Origin of the sequence: Paenibacillus sanfengchensis (assembly GCF_036864765.1) — a bacterium.
In the GTDB taxonomy this organism is placed as follows: Bacteria; Bacillota; Bacilli; order Paenibacillales; family Paenibacillaceae; genus Fontibacillus; species Fontibacillus sanfengchensis.
In genome coordinates this window covers 1-25,997 of record NZ_JBAGJC010000026.1, presented here as the reverse complement: position 1 = coordinate 25,997, position 25,997 = coordinate 1, and the positions used below count along the sequence as shown (strand labels likewise).

Below are 25,997 nucleotides of genomic sequence, written 5' to 3'. Positions count from 1 at the left end.
ACACATTTTAACTCAACATACGCCACTTCACCCGCCCGGATCCCGTCATTTTCTCTTTTAAGTAAATCCTGCAAATCTACAGGCTCAAGGTGCCGATCGCACTACCAACTCCAACTCCAAAGGATGCAAAACAAATTAAAACCCCATTCTTGTTCAACAAACGCACCCGTTTATTGAACTTTTGTATCACATCAAATCGTGAGTAATAAAGATTTCTTTTTAATCACAGCTTTAATTGTTGAAACACTTTGTTCGATTGATTGATTTGTTGTGTCAATAATATGGGATTCATAGTGACCCAAATTGTTAAATTGCTTCCACATTTTTTCCACCAATTCAATGTTGGTATCTTCATCCAATTTGGAACGATTGATTGCGCGTTTCATTGTTTCTTCTTTAGCCGCTCTTAAGATAATGTAATGTACTTCATAATTATCTTGTACGGCTTTTAACCACGGCTCTAAAAACCAAGGACCAACAATTCCATCTATAATCACATCGTACCCACCAAGTGCAAAACGTTTTGCAGCTTCCAAAAAGGCTTCAATAACAATTAAGTTTTGTTCATGTGATTCCGGTAAAAATGGAGGTACTGCCCCCTTACGAATATAGTGATAGAAATCATCCGTGTGCATATGTACCGACTTCGATAAATTAGACTCTTTAGCAACAATTGATGCCGCTGTACTTTTACCAGTCCCTGGTGAACCAGTAATTATAATAATTCTGCCTTGATTCATAAATATTCTCCTTAATTAAATGTTGGTTAAAAAACACCCTTCAACTAGCCTGCCAAATAGCTCAACATTGAAATGTCACACTTGCCGAAGCGCACGACGGCTTGGGTATGGCGCAATGTAATGGTTACTCATATCGTCGGAAATCCCTGCAGATTTGCAGGATTTTGTATTCGCGCCATAAAGAAAGCCGTCTTCAGGCGTATCGCTCGAAGACGGCTCGTACATATCTATAACAAATCTTTAAGGTCTAATCCAAACGACATTGTCCTCTTCCTGGCCGTTCACCGGCCACCAGTGGAACCCGTCTTTGGTCAGCAGCTCATCGGCTTCCTTCGGCCCCCAGGAGCCGGCAGGATATTTACTGATGTCGGCCGGGTTTTGCGCCCAAGCGGAAGCGATCCGGTCGACGAAAGCCCAGGCCGTCGCCACTTCATCCCAGCGGGTAAAGTATGTGGAATCTCCGTTCGCCGCGTCGTAGATCAGCCGCTCATAAGCTTCCGGCGAGTTGATGCCGACCTGGCAGCTTTGGCAAAATTCCATCGCCAGCGGTTCGATCTTGGAATCCGAACCGGGCTTCTTCGCGTTGATCTTGATGTAGATGCCTTCCATCGGATTGACGCGGATGACGAGCAGATTCGGTTCGAGATTATGCTTCTGTCCGAGATAAACGTTCGTCGGCATCTGTTTGAACTCTACCACAACCTCCGTCGTTTTGACCGGAAGGCGTTTCCCGGTACGAATGTAGAACGGAACACCCGCCCAACGGAAATTGTCGACGAACACCTTGGCCGCAAAATAGGTCTCCGTGTTCGAATTCGGATCCACCTTGTCTTCTTGGCGGTATCCCGGCAGCTTCTTGCCGCCTGCTTCACCTTCCGTGTACTGCCCGCGGACGACGTTCTCCTTCACTTCCTGAGCCGAAGCATACGGCCGCAAGGAGCGGAGAACCTTCACCTTCTCGTCCCGGATATCTTCCGGGAACAAGCGGCTTGGCGGTTCCATGGCGATCATCGTCAGCATCTGCAGCATATGGTTCTGCCCCATATCCCGCAACGCGCCGGAGTGATCGTAATATCCACCGCGTTCTTCAACGCCGACGGTTTCGCTCAGCGTGATTTGAACATTGGAGATATGCTTGTTGTTCCAAAGCGGCTCAAAGAACGCGTTCGCAAAGCGGATAACTTCTATATTCTGAACCATCTCTTTGCCGAGATAGTGGTCGATCCGGTAAATTTCCTCTTCCTTGAATACTTGGTTCAGCTCTTCATTCAGCTTCTGGGCGGAGAGCAGATCATAGCCGAACGGCTTCTCGATAACCAGACGATGCCAACCGCCGCTGCTCAGCATGCCGCCTTTCTGCAGGTTGAAGGATACGCTGCCGAACAGCTCGGGCGCGAGCGCGAGGTAGAACAGCCGGTTGCCCGGAATACCAAAGCGCGACTCGACCGTTTCCGTGAGTTCCCGAAGTTCATGGTATCCATCGATATTGTTGATATCCAGCGACTTATAGGAAAAGTGCTCGGCAAACTGTGTCCAGTCGGCCTCATCCTTGACTTTATACCGGCAAAACTCCTGAATGGAGCGATGGACGTCATCCCGGAATTCTTCTTGTGTACGCGGCCGGCGCGCAACGCCGATCACCGCGAAATCCTCAGCCAGTTTACCTTCGCGATATAACGAATATATGGCAGGGAAGAGCTTACGGCGTGCTAAATCTCCGGTTGCCCCAAAAATAAAAAATACCGCTCCAGGTGTCTGCAGTGATTCTAAATTTTCAAATTCAGCCATGGCTCCTCATTTCTTTCTATGTAATATAGTGAATATTTATTCAAATTCCCACCAATGATATGAATTTACACGGCATCACTGGATGTGATGTCATTTTAGCATATTCGTCGAAATGATGCCATCATATTCATAGCAAAAATGCTAGGCATTTCAGAAAATTCATTTAACTTTTATCAAATATTTATTTTTTCATCATTAATATTCAACTGTCAATAACGGCGAGCCGAGCGAAACCTCTTCCTGACCGGTCAAGTCATTCCGATGAACCGCCATCTGCAGGGAAACCCGGTGACCGCCGCTAAGAACGGAAATCGCCATATCCGGAACGGCATACGAGCGGCTGACCGTGCCTCCGTCCTCATAATCTTCCACCGCCGTCAGATTTAATGCATGCCAGCTACCTTTTTCCAGGATAGAAAGACTTTCACCAAGCGGATATTTCTCCGCCGACTCCACTCCTTTCCCTTCTTTCAAGCCCGGGTTAATCTCCCCCTGCAGGGCGCCATTCCATTGAATACGGACGCCTTCATCCGCCAACGATTCCCCGCTCAACGCGATCCGTTCCTGCATCTTCCGGGCGGCTTCAGCCCCCCGGGATTCCATTCTCATCACGACATAATATGCGTTCTCTTCCTCCCCGGGGAAGCTGGTTAACGTCAAGCCGGAAGCGATGCCTTGCGGGTTCCCCGCTGCCTTGTAGACGGTGCGGCCCTGAACCAATTCTGCGCGGATTTCGCCCAAGCCCAGCCGGGAAGCCAAGGCACCGGCCGCTTCCTCCGCCGATAGCAGCGTCCGCCATGTTCCCTGCCACTTTGCCGTCCCTTTCAGATCCTCCCGCACGGCCCCCGCGCCGAGTTCAAGCAATTGCTCCCATTGGGCTGCGGCCGCGGCGGGGGAATGTTCGGCTCCCGGAGCGCCGCCGATGGCTACAGGAACCGCCGCTGTCCCGCCGCGGCCGAAAAAGCCGGCCATCGCTACCAGCAGCAGCAAGGCGCATCCCGCCATCCACATCGTTCCTTTGTTCCGCAGGCCGCCCGAGTTTTGCATCGCTATTCCCTCCGCTAATCTAGTAATCTATCATTAGCTTCAGAATGCCCCGCTAGCGGCCTTTTTATACTTCCTTATCGCCCGGACAAATAGAGCAAACAAAAAAAGCGGACCCATTTCCCTCCATAGGTCCACTTTCCCTTTATTCGGCCAGGCCGTTCTTGTAAGCGTAAATCGCCGCCTGCGTACGGTCTTCGACGCCCAGCTTGGCCAGGATATTCGTGACGTGAAACTTCACCGTCTTGATTCCGATAATCAGGTCGTCCGCGATATCCTGATTGGATTTGCCTTGCGCCAGCAGACGGAGCACATCCATTTCCCGGTCGGTCAACTCTTCGTGAGCCGGCGTCTCCGGTTTCGGCTGGCGGAACCGGTTCATCATCTTGGAAGCCACCTGGGATTCCAAGACGGATTGCCCCCGGACCGCGGCGCGGATCGCTTCCGCAATTTCGGATGCGCGGGAGGTTTTGAGCAGGTAACTGAAGGCCCCCGCCTCAATGACGGGATACATCTTCTCGTCATCCAAATAACTGGTCAGCACGATCACCTTGCAATCGGGATAGAGCTTCAGCAGTTGGCGCGTCGTTTCGATGCCGTCCATCCCTTCCATCACCAGATCCATCAGGACGACATCCGGCTTGTACTCCTGGGCCAGTCGGATGCCCTCCTCACCGCTGCTGGCCTCCCCGACGACTTCGATCCCATCCTCGGTGCCGAGCACGGCGGCCAGCCCGATCCGGACCATCTCGTGGTCATCCACCAGCAGCACTTTAATCATCTTCTCCTCTTCCATCTCCATGCTGAGTGTCACCTCCTATTTCCTCATTCAATAGTGGTACCGTAATTTCTATACGCGTCCCCTTGCCGGGAGCGGTAATAAACTGGATCGACCCGCCGATTTCGCCCACCCGCTCCTGCATGGTCGACAATCCATAGGAAGCCTGTTTCTTCTCGTCCAGTTGGAAGCCGATCCCGTTGTCGCGCAGGGTAACCTTGACCGCGTCGCCTTTCCGATGGATGCGAATCTCCATCTTGTCGGCTTTGGCGTGCCGAAGCGTATTGGACATGGCCTCCTGGATAATACGGAACAAGTGGTTCTCGATCCCTTTCCCGAGATTCAGTTCCTCGTCCATTTCCAGCGTGAGATCCATCGGCACTTTCATTTTCAGCTCTTTGACGAGTTCGGTCAAGCCTTGAGACAGCTCTTTGCCTTCCAGATATACTGGGCGCAAGTGGAGGAGCAAGGCCCTCATCTCCGATTGGGCGACCGAAGCCATTTCCTCGATCAGTTCCACTTGGCGCTGCGCCTTATCAAAATCCTTTTCCAGCGTCCTTCCGACCGCCGTCGCCGTCATGGAAATCGCAAACAGCTGCTGGGAAACCGCATCGTGAAGTTCGCGGGCCAGCCGCTGCCTCTCCTCCACGATCGCCGATATCCGGGCCTGCTCCGCCAGTTGCGCATTGTGGGTCGAAAGGCGCTGCAGCGAGCTGACTTGCTCCTCCCAACGTTTGCCGATCCGCTCGAGCTGTTCGCCCAGGCCGCCGATCTCATCGTCGCCGAGCTTGGGCACGGTCCCGGTCTGATTGCCCTTCTCCCATTGCAGCAGGGCGTCGCGCAGCAGATCCAGCTTTCGTTTCTGGCGGTATCCCTGCAAAAAACCAAAGGCCGCGCCGACGCTCAACAGCAAGGTAAGCAGCGTCAAGCCCGCGCTGATCCCCGTCTTCCAGTTGGCGGAGGGTTCGAAATAACCATATGTATAAAGCGTATATACGATGACGGCCAACAAAACAAAACATAGAAGGATCCCCTCCCGCATACTGCGGGAGACCATGTTCCGCGGCTTTCTGTTTCTCATGCGAAGGTGATCCTCCTCTCATTAAATTAATCGTATATCAACATCCCCGACCAGATAGGAGATGATAATTTTCACTTTATGTTCGCGGTCCTCATAATTCGGTGATTTCCAATACAGCCGGTTCAGCATTCCCGTCTCCCGGTCCCTGCTGAAATCAATCTGTCCGAACAGGACGAACGCTTCGATCTCAACGCCGTAATCCTCCGAAACCGCCAGGTCAATGTCCCCCACAACGCCTTGAAACATCAGGATGCTGTAAGGCCCCTCGGTGATGGCCAGCGACATGTCGATGTCGATCTCTCCAAGCACATGCCACATGCTCGTATTCCGTAGCGTCCAAGGGTCGCGGTCCCAGTGAATACTGGAGGTAATGCTCTGCTTTTGAATATAACTGCCGTGCGGTTGGGTTTTACGGACTTTTGCGTAATAGAGGCCCAGCGATACCATCAAGATCGCCACGACCAGCATAAAGTGGTCCAGCAGGATAAGCCCTCCGCCCACGGCAAGCAAAATATATCCGGTGCGGGTATCCTCCCCCTGGCGAATCTTATAGATGCCGTAAGCCGAAAGTAAGAGGGCGACAATCGTAAAAAAACTCAGCCATTTGCCGAAAATCATCAACACGCCAATTCCGATCAATCCAATGGCCAAGAACCTTTTCTTTGTGTCCATGCCGCACCTCCTGCCGGTTCATAAGTTGGAAAAGCCATAACGGTATGGAATCCATACCGTATGGCTTTACCCTGGTCTAGCATACCACATTGTCCCACGGACGTGTAGCTGTTATTCCGCGCTTTCTTCGCGCTTTTCGGAAGGATTCAGCTTGGCTTTCAAAGCCTCCAACTGAGCATCCACTTTCAACTGCTTTTCAGCGTCAGCCGGGCTGACGTAGGAAGGGGACGAAGTTCCGCGGTAAACGACACCGGCCACTTCGGCTTCCGCCTCCATCTGCATGATTTTTTCCTCCATCCGGTGGAATCCGAGCGAGGCGTTGCCGCTTTCGATCGAATGCAGACTGCTGATTTGCGACATTTGTTTTCTGGCCTTCGCCATTTGCGCACGGCTCACCAGTTCGTTCCGTTTATTGCGCAGTTTGTAGAACTCATCCTTCATTTCATGGAGCTGCTGCTTCAATTCATTGGCTTGCGCTTCGGATTGAGCGTGCAGATCGCTGAATTCGGACTGCTTTTGATCGTAGTGGATCTTTTCCTCCAACAGTTTGCGCGCCACTTCTTCCTGACCGTTGCGGAGGGCCACTTCGGCTTGCGCTTCTCTTTGGGCGGAAATGCGTAGCGCTTCATCCAGGCGCTGCTTCATTCTGCGCTCGTTCGCCATTTGTTTGGCTACCGTTACCTCGGCGTCACGGATTTCAGCCTCCATGTCGCGCAGGTATTGGTTCAACATCACGATGGGATCTTCCACCTTATCCAGTAGATCATTTACCGACGCTTTCGTAATATCTTTAATTCTTTTGAATACTCCCATTGTTTACACTTCTCCCTTCTCGTATTTAGACAGTTTGTTTCGCAGTTCTTCCAGTTCTTTCTTCATGGCTTTCTTCTCGATATCTTCCATCATGGAATCCAGATTCGAGGCTTCTCCGCCGCCGAATCCGTTCATTCCGGCATTGCTGTACGGATTGTTCGCCTGGTAAGGGTTGCTGGCAAAAGGCGGTTGATTCGGCATCCGGCGGGGGCCGCAACCATAACCCGGGTTCCCCGGATTGCCCGGATTCCCCATGTGGTTCGGGCCAAAACCGCCATATCCGCCGGCCCCGCCATTCCCTTGCCAACCCTGATTGAAATAAGGGTCGAACGGTTCATAAGGCTCTTTGGAAATAACCAAAGAGGCGATTAAGTATATAAAGATGGTTGTTCCGCCCGTAAAGGGCACGCTGATGATCGTCAGGATCCGCAGCGCCGTGGAACTGATTCCGAAGGATTCGCCCAGCCCGCCAAGCAGACCGCTAATCCATCTATCCCGTCTTGAGCGGTAAATTCTACCCATTCGTGTTACTCCTCTCCTTTGTTATTCAGCTTCTGCTTCAAACGGGAGAGCTCCTGTTCCAGTGTCGATTGAATGACCGATCCGGCCTGGTTGACAAAATCCTGCCCCGCCTTCCGCAAATCGCGCAAGCTGCGAGCCTCCCACTCCATATCGGAAACCCGGTCCTCGAGGCGGTTGAACATCTTCGGCACGTCCTGCATGCCGTAGCCGCTCATCCGCTGATTCATCCGCTGCTGCAGCCGCAACGTTTCCATTCTGGCATAATAATACTGGCGCTTGCTGTAGACGACCTGATATTCGGTTTTCAGCTCATGAAGCTGATTTTCCAACTCCTGCAACGATTCCAGGCTTTGCGTATAAAGCTCGGAATATTGTTCGATCTTCTCGTCATACAGCATCTTCTCTTGCAGCGCCAGCTTGGCGAGGTGTTCCTCTCCGGCTTTCAGCGCGAGCAGCGCTTGCTCTTCGCGTTTGTTCCGCATGATCGTCGCTTGGTCCACCTGATGTTTCAATTGCTTGGTATGACCGGCATATTGGTGATGCAGCTTTTCGGCCTCAGCGATCTCCTGGCGGGTTTCGATCAGAAACTGGTCGATCAGCCGCACCGGATCCTGTGATTGCTCCAGCCGCTCGTTTAAAGTTGCAACTGTGATATCGCGTACTCGGCGAAATACACTCATGACTTCCTATCCCTCCTACACCTTTCGGTCATTCTTGTTCATAATGGTCTTAATCTATATCAGAAGCTACGTCTGCTCCGCAGGGAAGAGATTCCGTACACGATCAATCCGATGCCCAGCACCGGTACGATCAGCCAAGCCAGTTTGGAAATCAGGGAAATCACTCCGAAGAACAGGACGATCCATCCGAAGAAAGCATTGCCGCGCCGGATTCCGTAATAGCCGAGTGCGATCATCACGACCGAAATCACCAGTCCGAAAAGGCTGCCTAGGAACGGGGTCAATTTACCCAAAAGAATCAAAACGCCAAGGGCAATCAGGATGATCGCAAAACCATTGGGCCGATTGGTTTTCATTTTTTTCACCGCCTCTCATTTGTTCGACCTTATGACTCTATTTTAGGTGGAATACGGTTTGTTCAAAACGGACCGGGGACGGTTTTTAGACCTAGACCTAAGTCGAGGTCCTCTTCCGCCCCGGGATAGACCGGCGTTAGGCTTTAATTTTCCACTCTTATATTTACAATTGAAATATCTAATCATATAATGTTAAAGCATAGCATACAATAGAAAACGACAGTTATCGGAGGAGCCTGCCATCGTGCGGGCTCTTTTTGCCTTTTTTCGGGGTTATTCGGGGGGGTTGCGTCCCGCTGCTGTCGCACTTTATTAAGGAGGAACCATGGAACAACAAGCCATTTGGGCTATCGGCATTTTTCTGCTGACTTATGCCCTGATTATTTCGGAAAAAATCCATCGGACGCTGCTGGCCATGAGCGGCGCCGTCCTGATGATCGTTCTTGGGATCATTGATCAGGAAACCGCGATCCATCATATCGATTTCAACACGCTCGGCCTGCTGATCGGGATGATGATTATCGTCAATACGACGGCGGAAACGGGTCTTTTCAAATATATCGGAATCTGGACCGCCAAGAAGGCGAAAGGAAATCCGGTAACCATCCTTTGGCTGCTCGCGCTGATCACGGCGGCGGGGTCGGCTTTTCTCGACAATGTCACAACCATTATTTTGATGGTGCCGGTAGCGTTTAGCATCACACGCCAATTGCAGGTCAAGACCTTTCCTTACGTGTTCTCGCTGGTCATCGCATCCAATATCGGAGGGACGGCAACCCTTATTGGCGACCCGCCGAATATTATGATCGGCAGCGCGGTTAAGGAATTGACGTTTATGGCATTCCTGCAAAATCTTGCCCCGATCGCCATATGTATAATGGGGGTAACACTGCCGCTCTTGATCATGATTTTTCGCAAAGGGTTGAAAACTTCGCCCGAAAACCGCAAAGGTATGATGGACATGAGCTTGGACGGACTTATCACGGATCGCAAACTGCTGGTGAAATGCTTGACGATGCTGGGCCTCACGCTGTCGGGCTTCTTTATGCACCAGACCCTCCATTTGGAATCGGCCACCGTAGCTTTGGCCGGGGCCTTTGTCCTTCTGCTGCTCACCGGCGAGCGCGTGATGGAAAGAGCGTTTCAATCGGTGGAATGGCCGACGATCTTCTTTTTTGTGGGACTGTTCGTCCTCGTCGGCGGACTGATTGAAACGGGAACGATTAAGCAGTTGGCCGAACAAGCGATCGAATTGACCGGCGGCGACCCGCTGTTTACCTCCATGCTGATCTTGTGGCTCAGCGCCATCGCCTCGGCATTCCTGGATAACATCCCGTTTGTGGCGACCATGATCCCGATGATTCAGGATATGGGCGGCATGGGCATCACCAATCTGGAGCCCTTATGGTGGAGCTTGGCACTGGGCGCCTGCCTCGGCGGGAACGGCACCCTCATCGGTGCCAGCGCCAATTTGATTGCGGCCGGCATGTCCGCCAAGGAAGGGGAGCCGATCACCTTTGTTAGTTACATGAAATTCGGCTTTCCGCTATTGCTTTTGACGATAGTCATCTCCAGCATTTATATTGTTATCCGTTACTTTTGACAAGCCAAATCCTTTGAGATCAAAGGCATAGTGTGCTATCCTTTTAGGTAAGTAACTTTCAAACCAAGGGAGGGATTACTCATGAAGCTGCGAATCAAGACCGTCGCCGGTACACTGGCCGTCGTTTTGCTCGCCGTCTTTATGATGCTGTCCCTCCCTGTTTTTTCTTCGGCTCCGGAAGCGGAAGCGGGTACCGAAAGAGAAGCTTATGAAACGAGGCAAGCCGCGAAATCCCCGAAAGTTATTTTGCGGCTGAATTCGGGTCATTCCGGCAAGCAGTTCATGGACAGGGCCCCGCTCACAATTTCAGCGGTTTGCGTCTGTGTGCTCCTGCTGCTTGCGATGCCCAAGGTACCGTTCCGCCCGCTTTTTTACTTGTTTAAAAAGCGTATCCTGCTTAGGCCGATTAAATTTACGAGTAAGTACGTGGCATAATCCGCCCGTCCGCCGCAACCCTATACGGGAATCGTGTCGGTCTATTCCTCAAACATTCCATCCCGGTAAGGGATACTACCTGAACACTGGAGGCTTGAAACTCATGAATCTCAAAGAAACCGAATTACCAGGCATAGGTAAAAAATTCGTAATTCAAACGCGCAGCGGTGAAAAGCTGACGATCATCATTCATGATGACGGCCGACGCGAAATCTATCATTTTGATGAAGAGAATCCGGACGACAGCATCTCCATGGTCACTTTGGACGATGATGAAGCCAGATACGTGTCCGCAATTATCGGCGGCGTTACCTATCAGCCAACCGCCTTGGAAAATATCGAAGTCGCCTTGGGCGACCTGATCATTGAATGGTACCGCTTGGAGCCGAATTATAAGGCGATCGGCAAAACGATCGGCGAACTGCGCATTCGTCAACGCTCCGGCGCGACGATTATCGCGGTGATCGAAAAAAACCAGAAAAAACACGTCAATCCGGGACCGGACCTGATGCTGACAGCCGACGCCCTCGTTGTCGTGATCGGCGAACGTCTGCACCAACAACAAATCAGACATATTCTATTGAATGGAAGTGGTTGAATGGATCATATCGTGCTTGAGATCGGCCTGGCGGTCGCTTTGATCGCGGCCGCCGGACTGATCTCCGCAAAACTTCGTCTATCCGTTATTCCTTTTTACATTATAATCGGGATGGTCGTAGGGCCTCATGCCATGGAAATCGGCCATCTGGATTTCAGATTTATTGAAAGCGCCTCGTTTATCGATTTTATGGGCCGCATCGGCGTTCTCTTCCTGCTCTTTTACCTGGGACTGGAATTCTCGGTCAGCCGATTGATCAAATCCGGCAAATCAATTGTCATGGGCGGAGCGATATACATTGGAATTAACTTTTCGCTCGGCCTCCTGTTTGGTGTTATCTCCGCCTTTCCCCTTAAAGAAATCCTGCTGATTGCCGGTATTACCACCTTCTCCTCCAGTGCCATCGTCGCCAAAGTGCTGGTCGATCTCAAGAGAACCGCCAATTCCGAAACGGAGATGGTCTTGGGAATTACCATGTTCGAAGATGTCGTCCTTGCGCTTTATATTTCTGTTCTGTCGGGTCTGATCCTCAGCGGATCGACGGAATTTAGCGATATCTTCTTGTCCACGGCTATTTCGCTCGGCTACATGCTGTTGCTCCTGTTTGTCGGACGAAAACTCGTTCCTCTGTTAAACCGCGTACTGAACATTCGGTCCAACGAATTGTTTATACTCGTCATTTTCGCCGGCCTGTTCCTGATCGCCGGATTTTCCGAAACCATCCATGTCGCCGAAGCGATCGGCGCTCTTCTGCTCGGCCTGGTACTTGCCGAAACCGAGCATGTCAAACGTATCGAGAAATTCGTGATCCCGTTTCGCGACTTTTTCGGAGCCGTCTTCTTCTTCAGCTTCGGTCTGTCCATCGACCCGCTGCAATTGGGCGGGGCCGTCTGGTATTCGTTGGCTGCCGTTATCCTGACCTTGATCGGAAATATTACGGCGGGGATGATCGCGGGCCGCAAAGCCGGGTTATCGCCAAAAGCGTCCATCAATATCGGCCTGACGATTATGGGCCGCGGGGAGTTCTCGATCATTCTGGTCAATCTCGGCAAAGCCGGAGGGCTTATGGCGATTTTGCAGCCTTTCGCCGCGTTGTACGTTCTGATTTTGGCGATTTTGGGTCCGTTGATGGCAAAAGAAAGCAAATGGGTATTGAAGGTTTTGGATAAAGTGTTCAAATTTGAGCAGCGATACCGGAAACGTCTTGCACAAAATAAACCGCTGCAGGAGGAGCACTCTTAATATCGGGTCTTACGAGCCCTGAGAGGGGGAGTGAGCTTGAGAGCCAAACTCACCACCGATTCAGCCGTCAAGCCCCGACGCTTCCGGAAGCCTTGGAGCCCGCCATACACCCGGTTTTTCGGCGTGATGGCCGGAGCTATTCTCGCCGCCGCGGGGCTGGAGCTGTTTCTGATGCCGCATGGCATCGTCGTGGGCGGAATGACCGGGTTATCCGTTCTGCTCGCTTTAACCGCCGAAATGAAATTGGGGCTATTCCTTTTCCTACTGAATTTGCCGCTGATTCTGCTGGAACGCAAAAATATCGACGCCCCGTTCGGCCTGTTCACTGTTTGCGGGCTGCTTGTATTTTCGCTAGGGACGCTGGCCCTGCATCCCTACCCCGCTTTAATGAGCGACCCGCTGCCGGCGGCTCTGCTCGGCGGACTTTGCCTGGGATTGGGGCTGGGCTTTGCCCTCCGCTTCGGCGGAGCCTTGGATACGGCCGGGCAGGCCGCGAAGAGCTTGCCCCAGACGCAGCGGAAACTTTTCCCTTCCGAGGGCATAAGACTACTGCTGAATTGCACCATACTGCTGGCCGCCGGTTTTCACTTCGGTTTCGATCAGGCCGTTTACTCGGTAACCGCCTATATCCTTGCCTACGAGTCGGTGAAGATCCCGCTGCACGGAATCCGCCTGCGAGTTCAGGTGCGGATCAAGACGAGCCGTCCCGCCGAGATCCAGAAGCGGCTGATGCTTTACTTGAACCGCGAGGCCGTTATGACCAAGGAGCAAAACGGGGAAAAACAGTTCGAGCATAGGCTTAACTATTTGGAATGCCAATGTCACTCCCTGGAGCTCCCTCGTCTGAGGGCTCTTGTCAAAGACGGCGATCCGGATGGCGAAATCACCGTGAAGCCTTGACAACCAAACACCAGCCGCACCGATGACGTTGCACCACCCACGAACGGGAGCCGCAGGCCATTTGACCTGCGGCTCTTTTTTTATCCGCGAAGGAAAGGGCCGCTTACTTTTTGAGGCCTTGACCCTTCCTTGCTGGTTCTACACGGATGGTTTTGATCTCAAACGGAGTAAAGTCCAAGTCCAATTCCCGGCTGTTTTCCCGAAGAACCCGGAGCGGTTCCTCCATCAAATCCGTCTCCTCGATCGCGCGGCAGTCGAATCCCAGGACCAGCTTACCGCCGGCAGCGGTTCCCGCCGTTTCATATAATCTCAAGACGAGATGGTCGCTGTCCTCCGCCTTTTTAATGGCTTCCACCATGACATTCTCGGCATGAAGCCGCAAAAATGGTACGGCTGAACGTTGCGGCCCTGACGCTGCCGTTCCTTCACCCATCGCCGGCGCTTGCACGATGCGCAGCGGGATATTCAGCTCATAGCCCTTTTTGTACACCTCCGCCCGGATAAAATCCCCTTGATGCGGGTACAGGGCGTACGTAAATCGGTGCCGGGCCCGGTCCGCCGTTTCATCCGGGTAGGACGGACTGCGCAGCAGGTTGATATCGACGATATTTCGTTCCGCGCTATGTCCGTACTTGCAGTCGTTGAGCAGCGCCACCCCGTAATCGGGCTGGGAGAGATCGATATAATGATGGGCGCAGATTTCGTCCTGGGCCATCTGCAGCATCGTGTTCCGGGTGGTCGGACGCTTCAGGTGACCGAATTGAATTTCGCAGTTGACCTGGTCGCTGACGACGTTTAAAGGGAAAGATGCGCGCAGCATTTTGCCCGTTTCCCGCCAATCGGCTACCGTTTCGAAAATCACGGTGCTTCCGCCTTCATAAAGGATGACTTTTTGCCGGAGCGTCGATTCCCCGAAACGGTAGTCTTGCTCCATAATGGCCCGGGGGCCGTCAATATAGGCTGCTGCTTTTTCGAGCTTCATCCGTCCGGCCTTCATCTCGCGATAATCCCGGGGGAAATCCCACGCATCCCCGCCATCGTGGTATACCGTCAGCAGATTCCCGCTGCCGCCCTGTTCTAGAGCCTCCCGTCCGCATTGTTTGTCATATACGGATTGCAGACTTCCATCTTCCGCGAAACGAATCGACAGCCTGTCATTTTCCAGTAGGCGGTCGGCAGCCCTTAACGCGGACACGGCCTGTTTTTCTTCCGCCGTTGGGATGAGCGCAACTTCCAGAGGAAGATACCCCATAGCCGGGACGCTCACCTTGTGCCATTCATTCTCCCATTGCACCCAATCCTCGCGCTCCCAGGGCAGGGAGTTGAACAGCACGGGCCGGCCCGGTTCGGTAATAAATCCGGCAATTTCGCCGTAGGTTTCGTCCAGCATCGCCTCGACCTCCCGGTACAGCTCGGCATACCGGGCCAACGACTCCTCAAACACTCGCGTAATCGAGGAACCGGGCAGAATGTCGTGGAACTGGTACAGCAGCGTTTCCTTCCAGATCCGCTCCAGCCGCTCCGCGGGGTACGCGGCTCCGGTCAGCGCCCAGGCTAGGGAAGCTGCGAATTCCAGCTCGCGGAGCGCTTTTTCCAGCTTGCGGTTATACCATTTGTTGCGGGCCTGGCTGGTTAGCGTACCCTGATGTTTCTCCAGGTACAGCTCACCCTTGTAGGTTTTGAATCGATCCGCTTCCCGCTCCAATCGCCGAAAGAACGCCAGGGAAGATTCCTGGATGACCGGCGGCAGGCCCAGCAGATCCTGTTCCCGTGCCAGACGCTCCAAATGCTCCTCCCCCGGACCTCCGCCGCCATCGCCGATGCCAAACAGCATCAGCGCGTGCCCGGATACGCCTTTGTCCAGATACCGCTGCTCGATCTTCATCAGCGATCTCGGCGCGGCCGGACTGTTGTACGTGTCTTCGGGAGGCAGATGGGTCAGCACCCGCGTACCGTCGATGCCTTCCCACAAGAAGCTGTGGTGCGGATGCGCGTTGTATACGCTCCAGGACAGTTTCTGCGTCATCATGTAATCGACCCCGGATTTTCGCAGCAGTTGCGGCAGACTTCCGGTATAGCCGAACACATCCGGCAGCCATAGCACCTTCATGTCCTGCCCGAATTCCTCCCGGAAAAAGCGCTTGCCGTAGAGGAGCTGCCTCACCAACGCTTCGCCGCCGGAAATGTTGGTGTCCGGTTCGACCCACATCGCCCCTTGCGCTTCCCAACGACCTTCGCGTATTCGCTCCTTCACCTGGGCGTATAATTTCGGATAATGCTCCTTCATCCAGGCGTATAATTGCGGCTGGCTGGCGCCAAACACATAATCGGGGTACTTCTCCATATTGCGGAGTACGGTCGAAAAGGTCCGCGCCCCCTTGCGGATCGTTTCCCGGATCGGCCATAGCCAGGCCAGGTCGATATGGGCATGGCCAATCGCGCTCACCGTGACGGTAGGGTCCCCGCCGCGCTTGGCCAGCTGCGGGGCGATTCTCGCTTTGGCCCGGCGGACGGTCTCTTCCTCGATGACCGCCAGCATATTGGCGGCTTCATACAAGCTTTGAACGATTTGAGCCCGTCTCGAGCTGGCTTCCGGCAATTGCTCGGCCAGCTCGATCAAGACCTCAAAATCGTAGTAAAGCTCCCGGACCGGCTCCCGGCAAACGGCAATTTCCGCTTCCTTGAGCGTACCGCCGCGAAATCTGCCGAACAGATCATTGTTTCCTCCGTCCGCCCAGATATCGATCACTTCGCCGCCCGCGGCAGGGGAAGCGACATCGACTACCCGTTTTCCGGGCAGACCGAGGCTGAAATCGAATTCGGAATTGATGTTGGTCAATCCCTGCCTCGGCGTGCTTTCCGCGTCAACCAGGCACAGCTCCCCGTTGACATCGATCAGAAGGACCACCTTTTGTCCGGCCAGTTCCCGGGGAACGGTGCCCTGAAAATGAAACCATGCACAGTCCCATAATTCTCCCCATTTGTCCCCCGGCCGCAGATCGACGCGTTGTCCGGTCATCCGATCCACATAGGGCACCGGTTCCGCAGTTACCCATGCGGTCACCCGCAAGGCCGAGACCGGCCGGTAAACGGCATGTTGCAGGGCCGTTAATTTTTGTTTCGCCTTTTGCAGCATGATCTGATTAGTTTCATACGGCATTCCCAATCACTCTTTTCACTCATTGAATTTTTTAAGGAGTTATTTCGGACCCTGCTCTCTATTCTGCCGTTTTGCCTTCTTCCTCACCTGCAGAATCCGCTTGATTGATCTGGGTAAGTCATTTGTATTATTAAATATATTTTACTATGTCATTTAAGTCAAGGAATTGGATATATCATTTATCTCTAGTTTTAGTCAAAAAAACACCTGCCAAAGCGCTGTCGGCAAGTGTTTTTTCTTGGCTCCTCATTCGTTCAGAGCTACGACCTGTGCTGGGAAACCGGTCCAGTCGTCTTGCGCTCAATCAACTGCGGTTGCAGGATGACTTGGGTATAACCCGAATCCGGGTCCTTGCTCCCGCCGTCCTCCAGCATATTCAGCAAAATGCGGGCCGCCTCCCGGCCCATTTCCAGCTCGGACTGAGAAATATGCGAGAAATGCTCCGTTCCGTACAATCCCGGGGATGGATCGTCGAACGTCAAAATGGATACCTCCCCCGGCACCCGCAATCCTAGTTCCGAGCAGAGGGAATTAACGTACATGCCAAGCCGGCCGTTCAAGGTGATATAGGCGGTGGCAATCCGGTTCTTGATAAATCTGTACAGCGGATGCCTCTTATCGAGACCTCCGTAGTCGACACTAAAATCAGTCAAAATCAGCGCCGGATTGATCATTGCCCCCTTTTGCTTCAGCGCCTCCATATACCCGTTTATCCGGTCTTCCACCGTAATGGTCGGCAGCGGTGAATCCGAGCAAATCGCTATATCCCGATGCCCCAATCCCCATAAATAATCCACCGCCATTTGTCCGCCGACCCGTCCGTCGCTGCGGGCGATATTCGTGGCTACTCCCGGCAGATACCGGTCCACCAATACGAACGGGAATCCGCCCAACTTTAAGGACAGAATCTCTTCGTTGTAGGTTTCGGCATCGCACGGAAATATTATTAGACCGGCGGCACCTTTCCGAATCAGATCGTTGATCGCCTCTTTCTCCCGTTCAATCGAGTTATAAGTCAATACGATTTGCAGGCTGTACGGGCTGTCTTCAATCGCTTCCGTAATTCCCTGAATCAGCCGAATTCCAAAATAATCGACCAGATGAGGTATGACAAATCCGATCACCCCTCTTCCCCCGGTCATGACCGAAACGCTACGATCGTTCGGGAGCGAATAGTGGCCTGAGAATCCGGCTCCTTTCGGCGGCGCCATCTCTCCTTCGCCTCCAAGTCCCGACTCCGGCCGATGCTCCGAGATTAATTCGCCAATCGCTTCGCTAACAAAACTCCCCCGGCCGGGAATCCGGTAGATCCATCCCTCTTTGGCCAACTGCATCAAGGCATTCGCCACGGTGATACGGCTTACCTGAAATTCCTTCATCAACTCTTTTTCCGAAGGAATCTTATCATTCTCCCTTAACTGCCCCTTCAGAATAAGATCCTTAAAATGCTCTTGGATTTTCAAATATAAAGGCATGCGCTCATTATGCATAGTCCCTCTCCTAACGTTCGTCTCTCATAACTCAAAATTATATCATTTATGTCATTTAGTCAAATGAGTAAAGTGCCAAAAAGGAGGAGGGATTCAAGCGCTAGTCGGATAGTGGAGCATCTAATCCTATATAACCAGCATAAAATGCGGAACCTCTGGGACGATCGCTATCGGGCGGTCCACTATTTTAAACGACAAAAAAAACAGCCTTCTCATTCCCAATATGGACAACGAGCGGGCTGTTTTGTAAAAACCTCTTAATTAATATTCAACCTTCTTGATGGAGGAACTCCAGGCCTCAAACGGAAGCAGCCGGTTTGGGGTGGCAACCTGCTGCATCGGGATGAACCGCTTCTCCATCGGCTGAGCGATCTGCTCATAAATAAACTGATCGTCAAATCCGATCCGAGCGGCCTCCTCCTGAGTACCGGCGAAATAGACGGCATCCGGACGGGACCAGTAGATCGCGCCTATGCACATCGGGCATGGCTCACAGCTTGTATAGACAGTGCAGCCCTTCAGTTGAAAATCATTTAAGTGACGACACGCCTCCCGGATTGCCTGGACTTCCGCATGCGCGGTCGGGTCCTTCAAACTTGTGACCGAATTCCGGCCGGTGCCGATAATTTTTCCGTCTTTCACCACAATGGCGCCAAAAGGCCCTCCCTCGGCATTCAGCACATTTTCATGCGCCTCCCGGATCGCGAGTTCCATCCAGTATGAATGATCTTTTTCAGCCATGTTGTCGTGCTCCTTTTAAAATCTCTTGCATCCCCGTTATTATATCCTCTTTCTTCGGAAAATGACAAACGTAAAATTAAATAAGCTTACTCATTTGGCATTCAGCAATTATGTTCACATCAGTTAAAAAGGGAATTTAGAATACTTGTACAACCTCTTTAATACCATCGATTTCCTCAAGGATTGCGCGTTCAATGGCGGCCTTTAATGTAATCGTCGCACTTGGGCAACCGTTGCAGGCTCCCAAAAATCTTAATTTGGCTATACCGTTCTCAACCTCGACCAATTCAGCATCTCCCCCGTCACGCAATAAGAAAGGACGTAGTTTGAGAAGTACTTCCGATACTTCGCCGAACAAAATCCCGTTATTCTCCATAATGCCAGCTCCTCTCATTGTTTTACCCACATTCCATTCGTGCTTTTTTCATTCTGAATGTTCTGATTGATCCTTTGACTTTTCAATTAGAGAGGCCTCTTGATCTGAAAGTTCCATTAAAATCGTATAAATTGGAACTATAGGTATCATCACACCACAACTTGCACTCAGTCCTAAGAGCATATTAAGATAAAACTGAATTTTCTTTTTCTCTCGAGTAATTTGCTCTAATTCTGAGATGTCTGAGTTATTTTTCTTCATTAAAACACACCCCATGCCTCCTAAAAAGTAAAACGCTTGATTGTTAAATTAATATATCAACCGATGCTTCCTTCCATCTCAAATTGAATTAGCCGATTCATTTCAACGGCATATTCCATCGGCAATTCTTTGGTAAACGGCTCAATAAAGCCCATTACAATCATTTGTGTGGCCTCTTGCTCCGTAAGTCCGCGACTCATTAAGTAAAATAATTGTTCCTCGGATACCTTAGATACTGTTGCCTCGTGCTCCAAAGTAATCTGATCATTTTTAATTTCATTGTACGGAATTGTGTCTGATGTTGAGAGATTGTCCAAAATCAACGTATCACACTTAATATTGGACTTGGACCCTGCGGAATCGCGGCTGAAGCTGGACAACCCCCGGTAGTTTACTTTGCCGCCCTGTTTACTGATGGATTTGGATATAATCGTAGATGTTGTCTCGGGAGCAAGGTGAATGACCTTCGCGCCGGCATCCTGATGCTGATCTTTACCGGCTACAGCAATAGACAAGATGGACCCTTTTGCTCCCCGTCCTTTCAATATTACAGCCGGATACTTCATCGTTACCTTGGAGCCGATGTTGCCGTCCACCCATTCCATTGTGGCGTTTTCCTCGGCCACAGCCCTTTGGGTTACCAAGTTGTAGATATTAGGAGCCCAATTCTGAACTGTCGTGTAACGGACACGGGAATCTTTCCGGCAAATAATTTCAATAACTCCGCTATGCAGAGAACTGGTACTATAAATAGGTGCTGTGCATCCTTCAACGTAATGGACAAAACTACCCTCTTCGGCAATAATTAATGTCCGCTCGAATTGGCCCATATTTTCAGAATTAATACGAAAATACCCTTGTATAGGAACCTCACACTGAACGCCCCTCGGAATGTATACAAAGCTGCCGCCTGACCAAACCGCACTGTTAAGCGCCGCAAATTTATTGTCGGCGGGAGGGATAATCGTTCCAAAATATTGCTTAAATACTTCGGGGTATTGCTTTAATGCAGTATCCGTATCAAGGAAAATAACGCCCTGATCCTCCAGTTCTTTCTGCATACTGTGATAGATGACTTCCGACTCGTATTGAGCGGATACGCCCGCCAGGAACTTTTGCTCCGCTTCAGGAATCCCCAGCTTGTCAAAGGTTGCTTTGATCTCGGAAGGAACTTCCTCCCAGGTTTTCCCCTGTTTTTCAGAAGGACGAACGTAATATTGGATGTCATCAAGATTTAGCCCGGCCAAATCCGCTCCCCATTGAGGCATCGGCATTTTGTAGAATTGTTTCAAAGCTTTCAGCCGAAAATCGAGCATCCACTCCGGCTCTTCCTTGATTCGGGAAATTTCCTGGACAATCTCTTCAGTCAGGCCTTTTCCGGATTGAAAAATAGACTGGTGCTCGTCGCGAAACCCATATTTATATTCACCCATATCCGGCGCTTTTTTAGCCATTAGTATCACTCCTTTTAACCTCTCAAGACTCATTTTGATTTGCTATGATCTGTCGAGCTTGCTCTCCACTAAATCTTGCAGTCGGCTGCGAACTCCCTCCAGCGGGATCTCTGAAATGACAGGGGCGAGAAATCCGAAAATAACAAGATATTCAGCTTCACTCCGTGATATCCCGCGCGACATCAGATAATAGATTTGTTCCGCATTTACTTGCCCCACGGATGCGGCATGACCTGCGGTTACATCATCCTCATCGATCAGCAGGATCGGATTGGCATCGCCGCGCGCTTTAGGACTTAACATAAGCACGCGTTCTGTTTGCTTACCATCACAATGGGTTGCACCTTTTTCAATCTTTGTAATACCATTGATAATGGCCGTAGCTTCTTCAAGCATGACTGCACGCGTAATCATCTGGCTCACCGAGCTTCTGCCAAAATGCCGGGCTTGAGTTGTATAGCTCGATTTTTGATTGCCCGTGCCAATCGCAATCACCTTACTGTCGGAGACCGACCCGCTGCCTTGAAGCAAAGTCTTCGTATCGCTGGCGCTATAACCATTGTTCATCTCACCAATAATCCATTCCACACCGCCATCCGCAAGAACGACCGCCCGCCGCTGGGTGAAATCTGTTGTTGCTGCAGCAAGCTGATGAACCGAAGCCACTTGTACCTTTGAGCCCGCTCCCGCAAAAACCTCCACCACACCGTTATGCAATACCTTGACATCATCCCCGCTGGATACACAATTATCCACATAAACGAGCTTGCTGTTGCTCCCGGCCACAATTAAGATGTGAGGAGCAAAACGCACCCCACTTGTATCGTTAAGAAAGATCGCTTGAATGGGCGCTTCAACCTCGACACCGTCCGGGACATATAGAAAAACGCCACCACTCCATAAGGCGCTGTGTGCAGCAGATAAACTATGCTCTTCCGGCTTCACTGCCTGAAAGAGATAACGTTGAACCAACGCCTCATGCTCTTTTGCCGCAGTATGCAGGTCCGTTAAAATGACTCCCTGGGCGGCTAAGCCCTTGGACAATTCCGTATACACTACATCCGAATTGAACTGAACGATTAATCCGCCATTCACTGGAGAAGCAACCAAACCTCGAACAACCTCCGGCGCATCTGCTAAACCTGACCACGCATTCTCAGCTTTGTAATCTCCTCCTTCGTAGATATCCCATTTTTCAAGTTTGATTTTCTCCACTTTAGGCAGCTCCAGCGTCCCTGCCAGCTCGAGTGCCCGCATCCGGCGTTCAAGCAGCCAACGAGGTTCATCCTTAGCACTTGACCAAGCGCGCAAAGCGTTCGCATTCATTGAAATTTTTGCTTGTATCCCCACTTGCTTTTCCTCCTCTTCAGCTTTTAAACTTCCTCGCCTACCGTCTCATCCGTAATCCCAAGCTCCTCTTTCACCCAATCGTACCCTTCTGCCTCCAAACGGTGGGCAAGCTCCGGACCGCCAGATTTGACAATCCGGCCCTGCATCATGACATGCACAAAATCCGGGGTAATATAATTCAACAGACGTTGATAGTGCGTGATGATTAAAAAGCCTCTATCCGGGCTGCGCATCTCATTTACACCATTAGCCACAATACGCAGTGCATCAATATCAAGCCCGGAATCTACTTCATCCAAAATCACAAACTTGGGTTCAAGCAGCATCATTTGCAAAATCTCATTCCGCTTTTTTTCACCGCCGGAAAATCCCTCATTCAAATAACGATGCGCGAATTCCGGATTCATCTCCAGCCCTTTCATTTTGTTCTCCATTTCACGGATAAAACGGATTAAGGATATCTCCTCGCCTTCTTCACGCCGTGCATTGATCGCACTTCTGAGATAGTCCGAGTTCGTTACGCCGGCAATTTCACTAGGGTATTGCATCGCGAGAAACAAGCCCGCCCGGGCACGCTCATCCACTTCCATCTCCAGAAGATCCTCATTGTCCAATGTCACCTTGCCGTCCGTAACCTCATATTTGGGATGGCCCATTAAGGCCGAAGCCAACGTACTTTTTCCCGTCCCATTAGGTCCCATAATCGCATGAATCTCTCCGCCATGAATCTCCAATGTGAGCCCTTTTAAAATTTCTTTCCCTTCAATCTTGCTTCTTAATTCCTCAATCTTTAAGGTCGTCATTCTCCCATACTTCCCTTCCGTAGTGTTCTTCGGCACGCACCAACAAATCATTCATAAATTTTCCGATAGTCTGTAACTCAGCCTCTGAATAGGATTCAATAAATCGGTAGAAACCCTCTTCTTTTTCTTGATGCAGCTTTTTATGCAAATGATAAACGTGTCTTCCCTTATCCGTTAAGCTAAAATAAATCTCCTTACGATTGTTGTTCAGCTGACTTCTCATAATAAAGCCCGTTTCCAGCAGCTTTGAACAAATATTAGTAATGCTTGCTTTGGATAAATCCATTTTCCCCACAATTCTGGTATGATTTATTGGTTCATAATCACCAATGCAATCAATAACGTGTACACTAGTAATATTGTTAGAAAGCATATCAATCTGGTGCTTTCTGGCTTGTTGCCGAAACATGTTAATTTCATGCTCAGTATACAACTCATTCAGATGCAGTATTTTTAAATACCGCTCGTAAAGATGACGTTTAAACTCCAATTGCCCAATCTCCCCTCTTTTGTAGTCGTTGCATACCAAATCTAGTGTCAGGAATAGGTTGCTTTTTTGTTTAGTAATAAACAAAACCATTTTAGCACAATTGATAATGATTATCAATATCAACTAATTAGATAAGACGAAATTCTGGAGTCGCTTTTCATTGGTTTATTCGTCTTATGCTGCTTTTCCGACCTGTTGGATCTCACCTCCGTGATCCGGGACTTATCCGTTTCGTTTCTTTCAGCACCTTCGCGTAGTCATTCATGGGCCGTAATCTCCTCTTTTTTCAAGGGCTTCGCCCCACATGGTCAATTTCTATTTTCATTTTTCTACTAAAAAAGAGCGGGCTATCTATACGATAACCTGCTCCTGTTCTTCATTTTTTGGCTTACACCTAAACTTGATGACATTGCCCTCTATTTCGCTCACTTTTTGTAAAAAGAAGCACAAGTTTCTGCTTGTTGGACAAAGATTGAATTATTTTTACATGGTTTTAAACTGCAAAGAATAAGGAAGGAAAGCGTAATCCTAAATGGGGTCCCACTGGACTTTCCGTAAAGGGGAATAAAAAGAATGTAGAGGCCTTACTGCTTGAAATGCGGAGCGGAACTTTGAAGTAGTTTCCATAAAATATAAAAAGAGTTCATGAAATTTTACACAATTTCATGAACTCTTCTGCAATGCCGGTGAAGGGACTCGAACCCCCACGGTTTCCCTCACGATTTTGAGTCGCGCGCGTCTGCCAATTCCGCCACACCGGCATATTATAAACATAATATACAATTATAATGGCGTGCCCTAAGAGATTCGAACTCCTGACCTTTTGATTCGTAGTCAAACGCTCTATCCAGCTGAGCTAAGGGCACTCAATCAAAAGTGCGGAAGACCAGACTTGAACTGGTACGGTAGTCACCTACCGCAGGATTTTAAGTCCTGTGCGTCTGCCGATTCCGCCACTCCCGCTTATTAAAGAAATGGAGGCGCCACCCAGATTCGAACTGGGGATAAAGCTTTTGCAGAGCTGTGCCTTACCACTTGGCTATGGCGCCATATATAAAAATGGAGCGGACGACGGGAATCGAACCCGCGACCCTCGCCTTGGCAAGGCGATGCTCTACCGCTGAGCCACGTCCGCTTAAATGGCTGGGGATATAGGATTCGAACCTATGGATGACGGAGTCAAAGTCCGTTGCCTTACCGCTTGGCTAATCCCCAACAAGTTTTTTTAGATAAAAATGGGGCGATCGATGGGACTTGAACCCACGAATGCCGGAGCCACAATCCGGTGCGTTAACCCCTTCGCCACGACCGCCATATAAAATATTTAATTCTTGAAGCTGGCAGGGGCAGCAGGAATTGAACCCACACCAAAGGTTTTGGAGACCTTTGTTCTACCTTTAAACTATGCCCCTTTATAACTGGTGGAGGCTGATGGATTCGAACCACCGAACTCGTCAGAGAACAGATTTACAGTCTGCTGCGTTTGGCCACTTCGCTAAGCCTCCACGTGGTGCCGGCGAGAGGACTTGAACCCCCAACCTACTGATTACAAGTCAGTTGCTCTACCAATTGAGCTACACCGGCAATTATTTCATTTAATTGTCAATGGTGGCTCGGGACGGAATCGAACCGCCGACACGAGGATTTTCAGTCCTCTGCTCTACCGACTGAGCTACCGAGCCGTATTGAAAAGATTGCGAAACCTTTCCACCTACGCCGATAGTAATTCAGCGGCGATAACAGGAACAGTTTCCTTCGAAAAAATAAATGGCGGAGCCGACGGGATTCGAACCCGCGGTCTCCTGCGTGACAGGCAGGCATGTTAGGCCTCTACACCACGGCTCCACACTAGAAATGCATCCCAATGATGGGATAATTGCGGGGGCAGGATTTGAACCTGCGGCCTTCGGGTTATGAGCCCGACGAGCTACCGGGCTGCTCCACCCCGCGTCAGTAAAAAATTAGATTATATGGTGGAGGCTGAGGGGATCGAACCCCCGACCCTCTGCTTGTAAGGCAGATGCTCTCCCAGCTGAGCTAAGCCTCCATGGGAAACACAAATCTTATTATAACATACTTAGCTTTATAAGATCAAGTCTTTTGTTAAATGGTGACCCGTAGGGGATTCGAACCCCTGTTACCTCCGTGAAAGGGAGGTGTCTTAACCCCTTGACCAACGGGCCATGTTACAATTGCTAGAATAATTATGGCGGAGAGAGAGGGATTCGAACCCTCGAGACGCTTGTGACGCCTACACGATTTCCAATCGTGCTCCTTCGGCCAACTCGGACACCTCTCCATATGGCTCCCCGAACAGGACTCGAACCTGTGACAACTCGATTAACAGTCGAGTGCTCTACCAACTGAGCTATCAGGGAATATAATTCATTTCAGGTTGATCACCTGAAAACTGGATACGAAACGTGCTTTGCGTTTTAGTCTCCTCAAGTGCTCAGATCGGCTTGTTCAGCCTGACGCCACTTTTTGGAGTTGTTTTTGGATAAGCCCTCGACCGATTAGTACCTGTCAGCTCCATGCATTGCTGCACTTCCACCCCAGGCCTATCAACCTCGTCGTCTTCAAGGGGTCTTACTAATTGGGAAATCTCATCTTGAGGGGG

The 25,997-nt window shown here is 50.7% G+C and carries 24 protein-coding genes, 17 tRNA genes and 1 rRNA gene; 5 read left to right on the top strand and 37 right to left on the bottom strand.

The genetic code is table 11. The annotated features are described in order from the left end of the window. Nucleotides 1-191: 191 nt before the first annotated feature. The 10 genes from V4U84_RS26380 to V4U84_RS26335 all read right to left on the bottom strand — a co-directional run bounded on the left by V4U84_RS26380 (nt 192) and on the right by V4U84_RS26335 (nt 8,474). Nucleotides 192-740 carry a P-loop nucleotide/nucleoside kinase family protein gene (locus tag V4U84_RS26380; protein WP_334078221.1) on the bottom strand — a complete coding sequence of 183 codons (549 nt, stop codon included), beginning with the start codon at nt 738-740 and terminating at the stop codon, nt 192-194. A 240-nt stretch (nt 741-980) separates the two neighbouring features. Then, nucleotides 981-2,528 carry a glucose-6-phosphate dehydrogenase gene (gene zwf, locus V4U84_RS26375; protein WP_334076166.1) on the bottom strand — a complete coding sequence of 516 codons (1,548 nt, stop codon included), beginning with the start codon at nt 2,526-2,528 and terminating at the stop codon, nt 981-983. A gap of 195 nt (nt 2,529-2,723) precedes the next feature. Continuing rightward, nucleotides 2,724-3,575 carry a YwmB family TATA-box binding protein gene (locus tag V4U84_RS26370; protein WP_334078220.1) on the bottom strand — a complete coding sequence of 284 codons (852 nt, stop codon included), beginning with the start codon at nt 3,573-3,575 and terminating at the stop codon, nt 2,724-2,726. A 142-nt stretch (nt 3,576-3,717) separates the two neighbouring features. After that, complete coding sequence (locus V4U84_RS26365) at nt 3,718-4,368, bottom strand: response regulator (RefSeq protein WP_442951913.1); 651 nt, start codon at nt 4,366-4,368, stop codon at nt 3,718-3,720. Continuing rightward, nucleotides 4,346-5,431: a sensor histidine kinase gene (locus V4U84_RS26360; RefSeq protein ID WP_334078219.1), complete on the bottom strand. Its 1,086-nt coding sequence runs from the start codon at nt 5,429-5,431 to the stop codon at nt 4,346-4,348. Before V4U84_RS26360 ends, V4U84_RS26365 begins: the two co-directional genes overlap by 23 nt. 21 nt (nt 5,432-5,452) lie before the next feature. Continuing rightward, nucleotides 5,453-6,103, bottom strand: coding sequence for a cell wall-active antibiotics response protein LiaF (gene liaF, locus V4U84_RS26355; protein ID WP_334076162.1), 651 nt, complete (start codon nt 6,101-6,103; stop codon nt 5,453-5,455). 111 nt (nt 6,104-6,214) lie between these two features. Next, nucleotides 6,215-6,916 carry a PspA/IM30 family protein gene (locus V4U84_RS26350; protein ID WP_334078218.1) on the bottom strand — a complete coding sequence of 234 codons (702 nt, stop codon included), beginning with the start codon at nt 6,914-6,916 and terminating at the stop codon, nt 6,215-6,217. Between the two features lie 3 nt (nt 6,917-6,919). Further along, complete coding sequence (locus tag V4U84_RS26345; protein ID WP_334076160.1) at nt 6,920-7,438, bottom strand: PspC domain-containing protein; 519 nt, start codon at nt 7,436-7,438, stop codon at nt 6,920-6,922. 5 nt (nt 7,439-7,443) lie between these two features. Further along, nucleotides 7,444-8,118, bottom strand: a complete 675-nt coding sequence (locus V4U84_RS26340) for a PspA/IM30 family protein (RefSeq protein ID WP_334078217.1) — start codon at nt 8,116-8,118, stop codon at nt 7,444-7,446. Nucleotides 8,119-8,177: 59 nt separating this feature from the next. Then, the gene (locus V4U84_RS26335; protein WP_334076158.1) at nt 8,178-8,474 is read right to left on the bottom strand and encodes a LiaF transmembrane domain-containing protein; all 297 of its coding nucleotides are present in this window, start codon (nt 8,472-8,474) and stop codon (nt 8,178-8,180) included. Between the two features lie 325 nt (nt 8,475-8,799). Between V4U84_RS26335 and V4U84_RS26330 the strand changes: the two genes are divergently transcribed. From V4U84_RS26330 to V4U84_RS26310, 5 genes are all read left to right on the top strand, one after another. Beyond that, nucleotides 8,800-10,077, top strand: a complete 1,278-nt coding sequence (locus tag V4U84_RS26330) for an ArsB/NhaD family transporter (RefSeq protein ID WP_334078216.1) — start codon at nt 8,800-8,802, stop codon at nt 10,075-10,077. 81 nt (nt 10,078-10,158) lie between these two features. Continuing rightward, on the top strand, nt 10,159-10,512 hold the full coding sequence (locus tag V4U84_RS26325; protein WP_334078215.1) for a hypothetical protein: 354 nt from the start codon (nt 10,159-10,161) through the stop codon (nt 10,510-10,512). Nucleotides 10,513-10,615: 103 nt separating this feature from the next. Further along, nucleotides 10,616-11,110, top strand: coding sequence for a cation:proton antiporter regulatory subunit (locus V4U84_RS26320; protein ID WP_334076155.1), 495 nt, complete (start codon nt 10,616-10,618; stop codon nt 11,108-11,110). Beyond that, nucleotides 11,111-12,352 carry a cation:proton antiporter gene (locus tag V4U84_RS26315; RefSeq protein WP_334078214.1) on the top strand — a complete coding sequence of 414 codons (1,242 nt, stop codon included), beginning with the start codon at nt 11,111-11,113 and terminating at the stop codon, nt 12,350-12,352. A gap of 36 nt (nt 12,353-12,388) precedes the next feature. After that, the gene (locus tag V4U84_RS26310; RefSeq protein WP_334078213.1) at nt 12,389-13,252 is read left to right on the top strand and encodes a YitT family protein; all 864 of its coding nucleotides are present in this window, start codon (nt 12,389-12,391) and stop codon (nt 13,250-13,252) included. Between the two features lie 103 nt (nt 13,253-13,355). On the opposite strand, the gene V4U84_RS26305 is transcribed toward V4U84_RS26310, so the two are convergent. The 27 genes from V4U84_RS26305 to V4U84_RS26175 all read right to left on the bottom strand — a co-directional run. Continuing rightward, the gene (locus tag V4U84_RS26305; RefSeq protein ID WP_334078212.1) at nt 13,356-16,412 is read right to left on the bottom strand and encodes an alpha-mannosidase; all 3,057 of its coding nucleotides are present in this window, start codon (nt 16,410-16,412) and stop codon (nt 13,356-13,358) included. 260 nt (nt 16,413-16,672) lie between these two features. Beyond that, nucleotides 16,673-17,902 carry a GntR family transcriptional regulator gene (locus tag V4U84_RS26300; RefSeq protein ID WP_334076151.1) on the bottom strand — a complete coding sequence of 410 codons (1,230 nt, stop codon included), beginning with the start codon at nt 17,900-17,902 and terminating at the stop codon, nt 16,673-16,675. 261 nt (nt 17,903-18,163) lie between these two features. Next, complete coding sequence (locus V4U84_RS26295) at nt 18,164-18,643, bottom strand: nucleoside deaminase (RefSeq protein ID WP_334076150.1); 480 nt, start codon at nt 18,641-18,643, stop codon at nt 18,164-18,166. A gap of 136 nt (nt 18,644-18,779) precedes the next feature. Beyond that, the gene (locus V4U84_RS26290; protein ID WP_334076149.1) at nt 18,780-19,019 is read right to left on the bottom strand and encodes a NifU family protein; all 240 of its coding nucleotides are present in this window, start codon (nt 19,017-19,019) and stop codon (nt 18,780-18,782) included. Nucleotides 19,020-19,067: 48 nt separating this feature from the next. Further along, nucleotides 19,068-19,280 carry a hypothetical protein gene (locus V4U84_RS26285; RefSeq protein ID WP_334076148.1) on the bottom strand — a complete coding sequence of 71 codons (213 nt, stop codon included), beginning with the start codon at nt 19,278-19,280 and terminating at the stop codon, nt 19,068-19,070. A gap of 56 nt (nt 19,281-19,336) precedes the next feature. After that, nucleotides 19,337-20,734 (bottom strand): Fe-S cluster assembly protein SufB, encoded by a 1,398-nt coding sequence (gene sufB / locus V4U84_RS26280; RefSeq protein WP_334076147.1) that lies wholly within the window; start codon nt 20,732-20,734, stop codon nt 19,337-19,339. 42 nt (nt 20,735-20,776) lie between these two features. Continuing rightward, entirely contained in the window at nt 20,777-22,060 is a 1,284-nt protein-coding gene (gene sufD / locus V4U84_RS26275) for a Fe-S cluster assembly protein SufD (protein ID WP_334076172.1), read from the bottom strand. Nucleotides 22,061-22,107: 47 nt separating this feature from the next. Next, on the bottom strand, nt 22,108-22,887 hold the full coding sequence (sufC, locus tag V4U84_RS26270) for a Fe-S cluster assembly ATPase SufC (RefSeq protein ID WP_334076146.1): 780 nt from the start codon (nt 22,885-22,887) through the stop codon (nt 22,108-22,110). Next, a complete protein-coding gene (locus V4U84_RS26265) occupies nt 22,868-23,377 on the bottom strand; it encodes a MarR family transcriptional regulator (protein ID WP_334076145.1) in 510 nt (169 codons plus the stop codon). Before V4U84_RS26265 ends, sufC begins: the two co-directional genes overlap by 20 nt. Nucleotides 23,378-24,058: 681 nt before the next feature. Further along, nucleotides 24,059-24,138, bottom strand: a tRNA-Leu gene (locus V4U84_RS26260). Between the two features lie 28 nt (nt 24,139-24,166). Continuing rightward, nucleotides 24,167-24,243, bottom strand: a tRNA-Arg gene (locus V4U84_RS26255). An 11-nt stretch (nt 24,244-24,254) separates the two neighbouring features. Then, nucleotides 24,255-24,340, bottom strand: a tRNA-Leu gene (locus tag V4U84_RS26250). A gap of 12 nt (nt 24,341-24,352) precedes the next feature. Beyond that, nucleotides 24,353-24,426 (bottom strand) — tRNA-Cys (locus V4U84_RS26245). An 11-nt stretch (nt 24,427-24,437) separates the two neighbouring features. Continuing rightward, a tRNA-Gly gene (locus V4U84_RS26240) sits at nt 24,438-24,512 on the bottom strand. 5 nt (nt 24,513-24,517) lie between these two features. Continuing rightward, nucleotides 24,518-24,592 (bottom strand) — tRNA-Gln (locus tag V4U84_RS26235). Nucleotides 24,593-24,613: 21 nt separating this feature from the next. Continuing rightward, nucleotides 24,614-24,689 (bottom strand) — tRNA-His (locus V4U84_RS26230). Nucleotides 24,690-24,715: 26 nt separating this feature from the next. Further along, nucleotides 24,716-24,789 (bottom strand) — tRNA-Trp (locus V4U84_RS26225). A 7-nt stretch (nt 24,790-24,796) separates the two neighbouring features. Continuing rightward, nucleotides 24,797-24,882 (bottom strand) — tRNA-Tyr (locus V4U84_RS26220). Nucleotides 24,883-24,885: 3 nt separating this feature from the next. Beyond that, a tRNA-Thr gene (locus V4U84_RS26215) sits at nt 24,886-24,961 on the bottom strand. Nucleotides 24,962-24,983: 22 nt separating this feature from the next. After that, a tRNA-Phe gene (locus V4U84_RS26210) sits at nt 24,984-25,059 on the bottom strand. Nucleotides 25,060-25,145: 86 nt separating this feature from the next. Next, a tRNA-Asp gene (locus V4U84_RS26205) sits at nt 25,146-25,222 on the bottom strand. Nucleotides 25,223-25,253: 31 nt separating this feature from the next. Then, nucleotides 25,254-25,327 (bottom strand) — tRNA-Met (locus V4U84_RS26200). 21 nt (nt 25,328-25,348) lie between these two features. Next, nucleotides 25,349-25,424 (bottom strand) — tRNA-Val (locus V4U84_RS26195). Nucleotides 25,425-25,485: 61 nt separating this feature from the next. Beyond that, nucleotides 25,486-25,560, bottom strand: a tRNA-Glu gene (locus V4U84_RS26190). Nucleotides 25,561-25,584: 24 nt separating this feature from the next. Next, nucleotides 25,585-25,676 (bottom strand) — tRNA-Ser (locus V4U84_RS26185). A gap of 3 nt (nt 25,677-25,679) precedes the next feature. After that, nucleotides 25,680-25,755, bottom strand: a tRNA-Asn gene (locus V4U84_RS26180). Nucleotides 25,756-25,873: 118 nt separating this feature from the next. Beyond that, a 23S ribosomal RNA gene (locus tag V4U84_RS26175) occupies nt 25,874-25,997 on the bottom strand; the annotation flags it as partial.

Coding starts and splice junctions, on each gene's coding strand:
- V4U84_RS26380 (WP_334078221.1), bottom strand. CDS start 740: ATGAATCAAGGCAGAATTATTATAATTACTGGTTCACCAGGGACTGGT.
- zwf (WP_334076166.1), bottom strand. CDS start 2,528: ATGGCTGAATTTGAAAATTTAGAATCACTGCAGACACCTGGAGCGGTA.
- V4U84_RS26370 (WP_334078220.1), bottom strand. CDS start 3,575: ATGCAAAACTCGGGCGGCCTGCGGAACAAAGGAACGATGTGGATGGCG.
- V4U84_RS26365 (WP_442951913.1), bottom strand. CDS start 4,368: ATGGAAGAGGAGAAGATGATTAAAGTGCTGCTGGTGGATGACCACGAG.
- V4U84_RS26360 (WP_334078219.1), bottom strand. CDS start 5,431: ATGAGAAACAGAAAGCCGCGGAACATGGTCTCCCGCAGTATGCGGGAG.
- liaF (WP_334076162.1), bottom strand. CDS start 6,103: ATGGACACAAAGAAAAGGTTCTTGGCCATTGGATTGATCGGAATTGGC.
- V4U84_RS26350 (WP_334078218.1), bottom strand. CDS start 6,916: ATGGGAGTATTCAAAAGAATTAAAGATATTACGAAAGCGTCGGTAAAT.
- V4U84_RS26345 (WP_334076160.1), bottom strand. CDS start 7,438: ATGGGTAGAATTTACCGCTCAAGACGGGATAGATGGATTAGCGGTCTG.
- V4U84_RS26340 (WP_334078217.1), bottom strand. CDS start 8,118: ATGAGTGTATTTCGCCGAGTACGCGATATCACAGTTGCAACTTTAAAC.
- V4U84_RS26335 (WP_334076158.1), bottom strand. CDS start 8,474: ATGAAAACCAATCGGCCCAATGGTTTTGCGATCATCCTGATTGCCCTT.
- V4U84_RS26330 (WP_334078216.1), top strand. CDS start 8,800: ATGGAACAACAAGCCATTTGGGCTATCGGCATTTTTCTGCTGACTTAT.
- V4U84_RS26325 (WP_334078215.1), top strand. CDS start 10,159: ATGAAGCTGCGAATCAAGACCGTCGCCGGTACACTGGCCGTCGTTTTG.
- V4U84_RS26320 (WP_334076155.1), top strand. CDS start 10,616: ATGAATCTCAAAGAAACCGAATTACCAGGCATAGGTAAAAAATTCGTA.
- V4U84_RS26315 (WP_334078214.1), top strand. CDS start 11,111: ATGGATCATATCGTGCTTGAGATCGGCCTGGCGGTCGCTTTGATCGCG.
- V4U84_RS26305 (WP_334078212.1), bottom strand. CDS start 16,412: ATGCCGTATGAAACTAATCAGATCATGCTGCAAAAGGCGAAACAAAAA.
- V4U84_RS26300 (WP_334076151.1), bottom strand. CDS start 17,902: ATGCATAATGAGCGCATGCCTTTATATTTGAAAATCCAAGAGCATTTT.
- V4U84_RS26295 (WP_334076150.1), bottom strand. CDS start 18,643: ATGGCTGAAAAAGATCATTCATACTGGATGGAACTCGCGATCCGGGAG.
- V4U84_RS26290 (WP_334076149.1), bottom strand. CDS start 19,019: ATGGAGAATAACGGGATTTTGTTCGGCGAAGTATCGGAAGTACTTCTC.
- V4U84_RS26285 (WP_334076148.1), bottom strand. CDS start 19,280: ATGAAGAAAAATAACTCAGACATCTCAGAATTAGAGCAAATTACTCGA.
- sufB (WP_334076147.1), bottom strand. CDS start 20,734: ATGGCTAAAAAAGCGCCGGATATGGGTGAATATAAATATGGGTTTCGC.
- sufD (WP_334076172.1), bottom strand. CDS start 22,060: ATGAATGCGAACGCTTTGCGCGCTTGGTCAAGTGCTAAGGATGAACCT.
- sufC (WP_334076146.1), bottom strand. CDS start 22,887: ATGACGACCTTAAAGATTGAGGAATTAAGAAGCAAGATTGAAGGGAAA.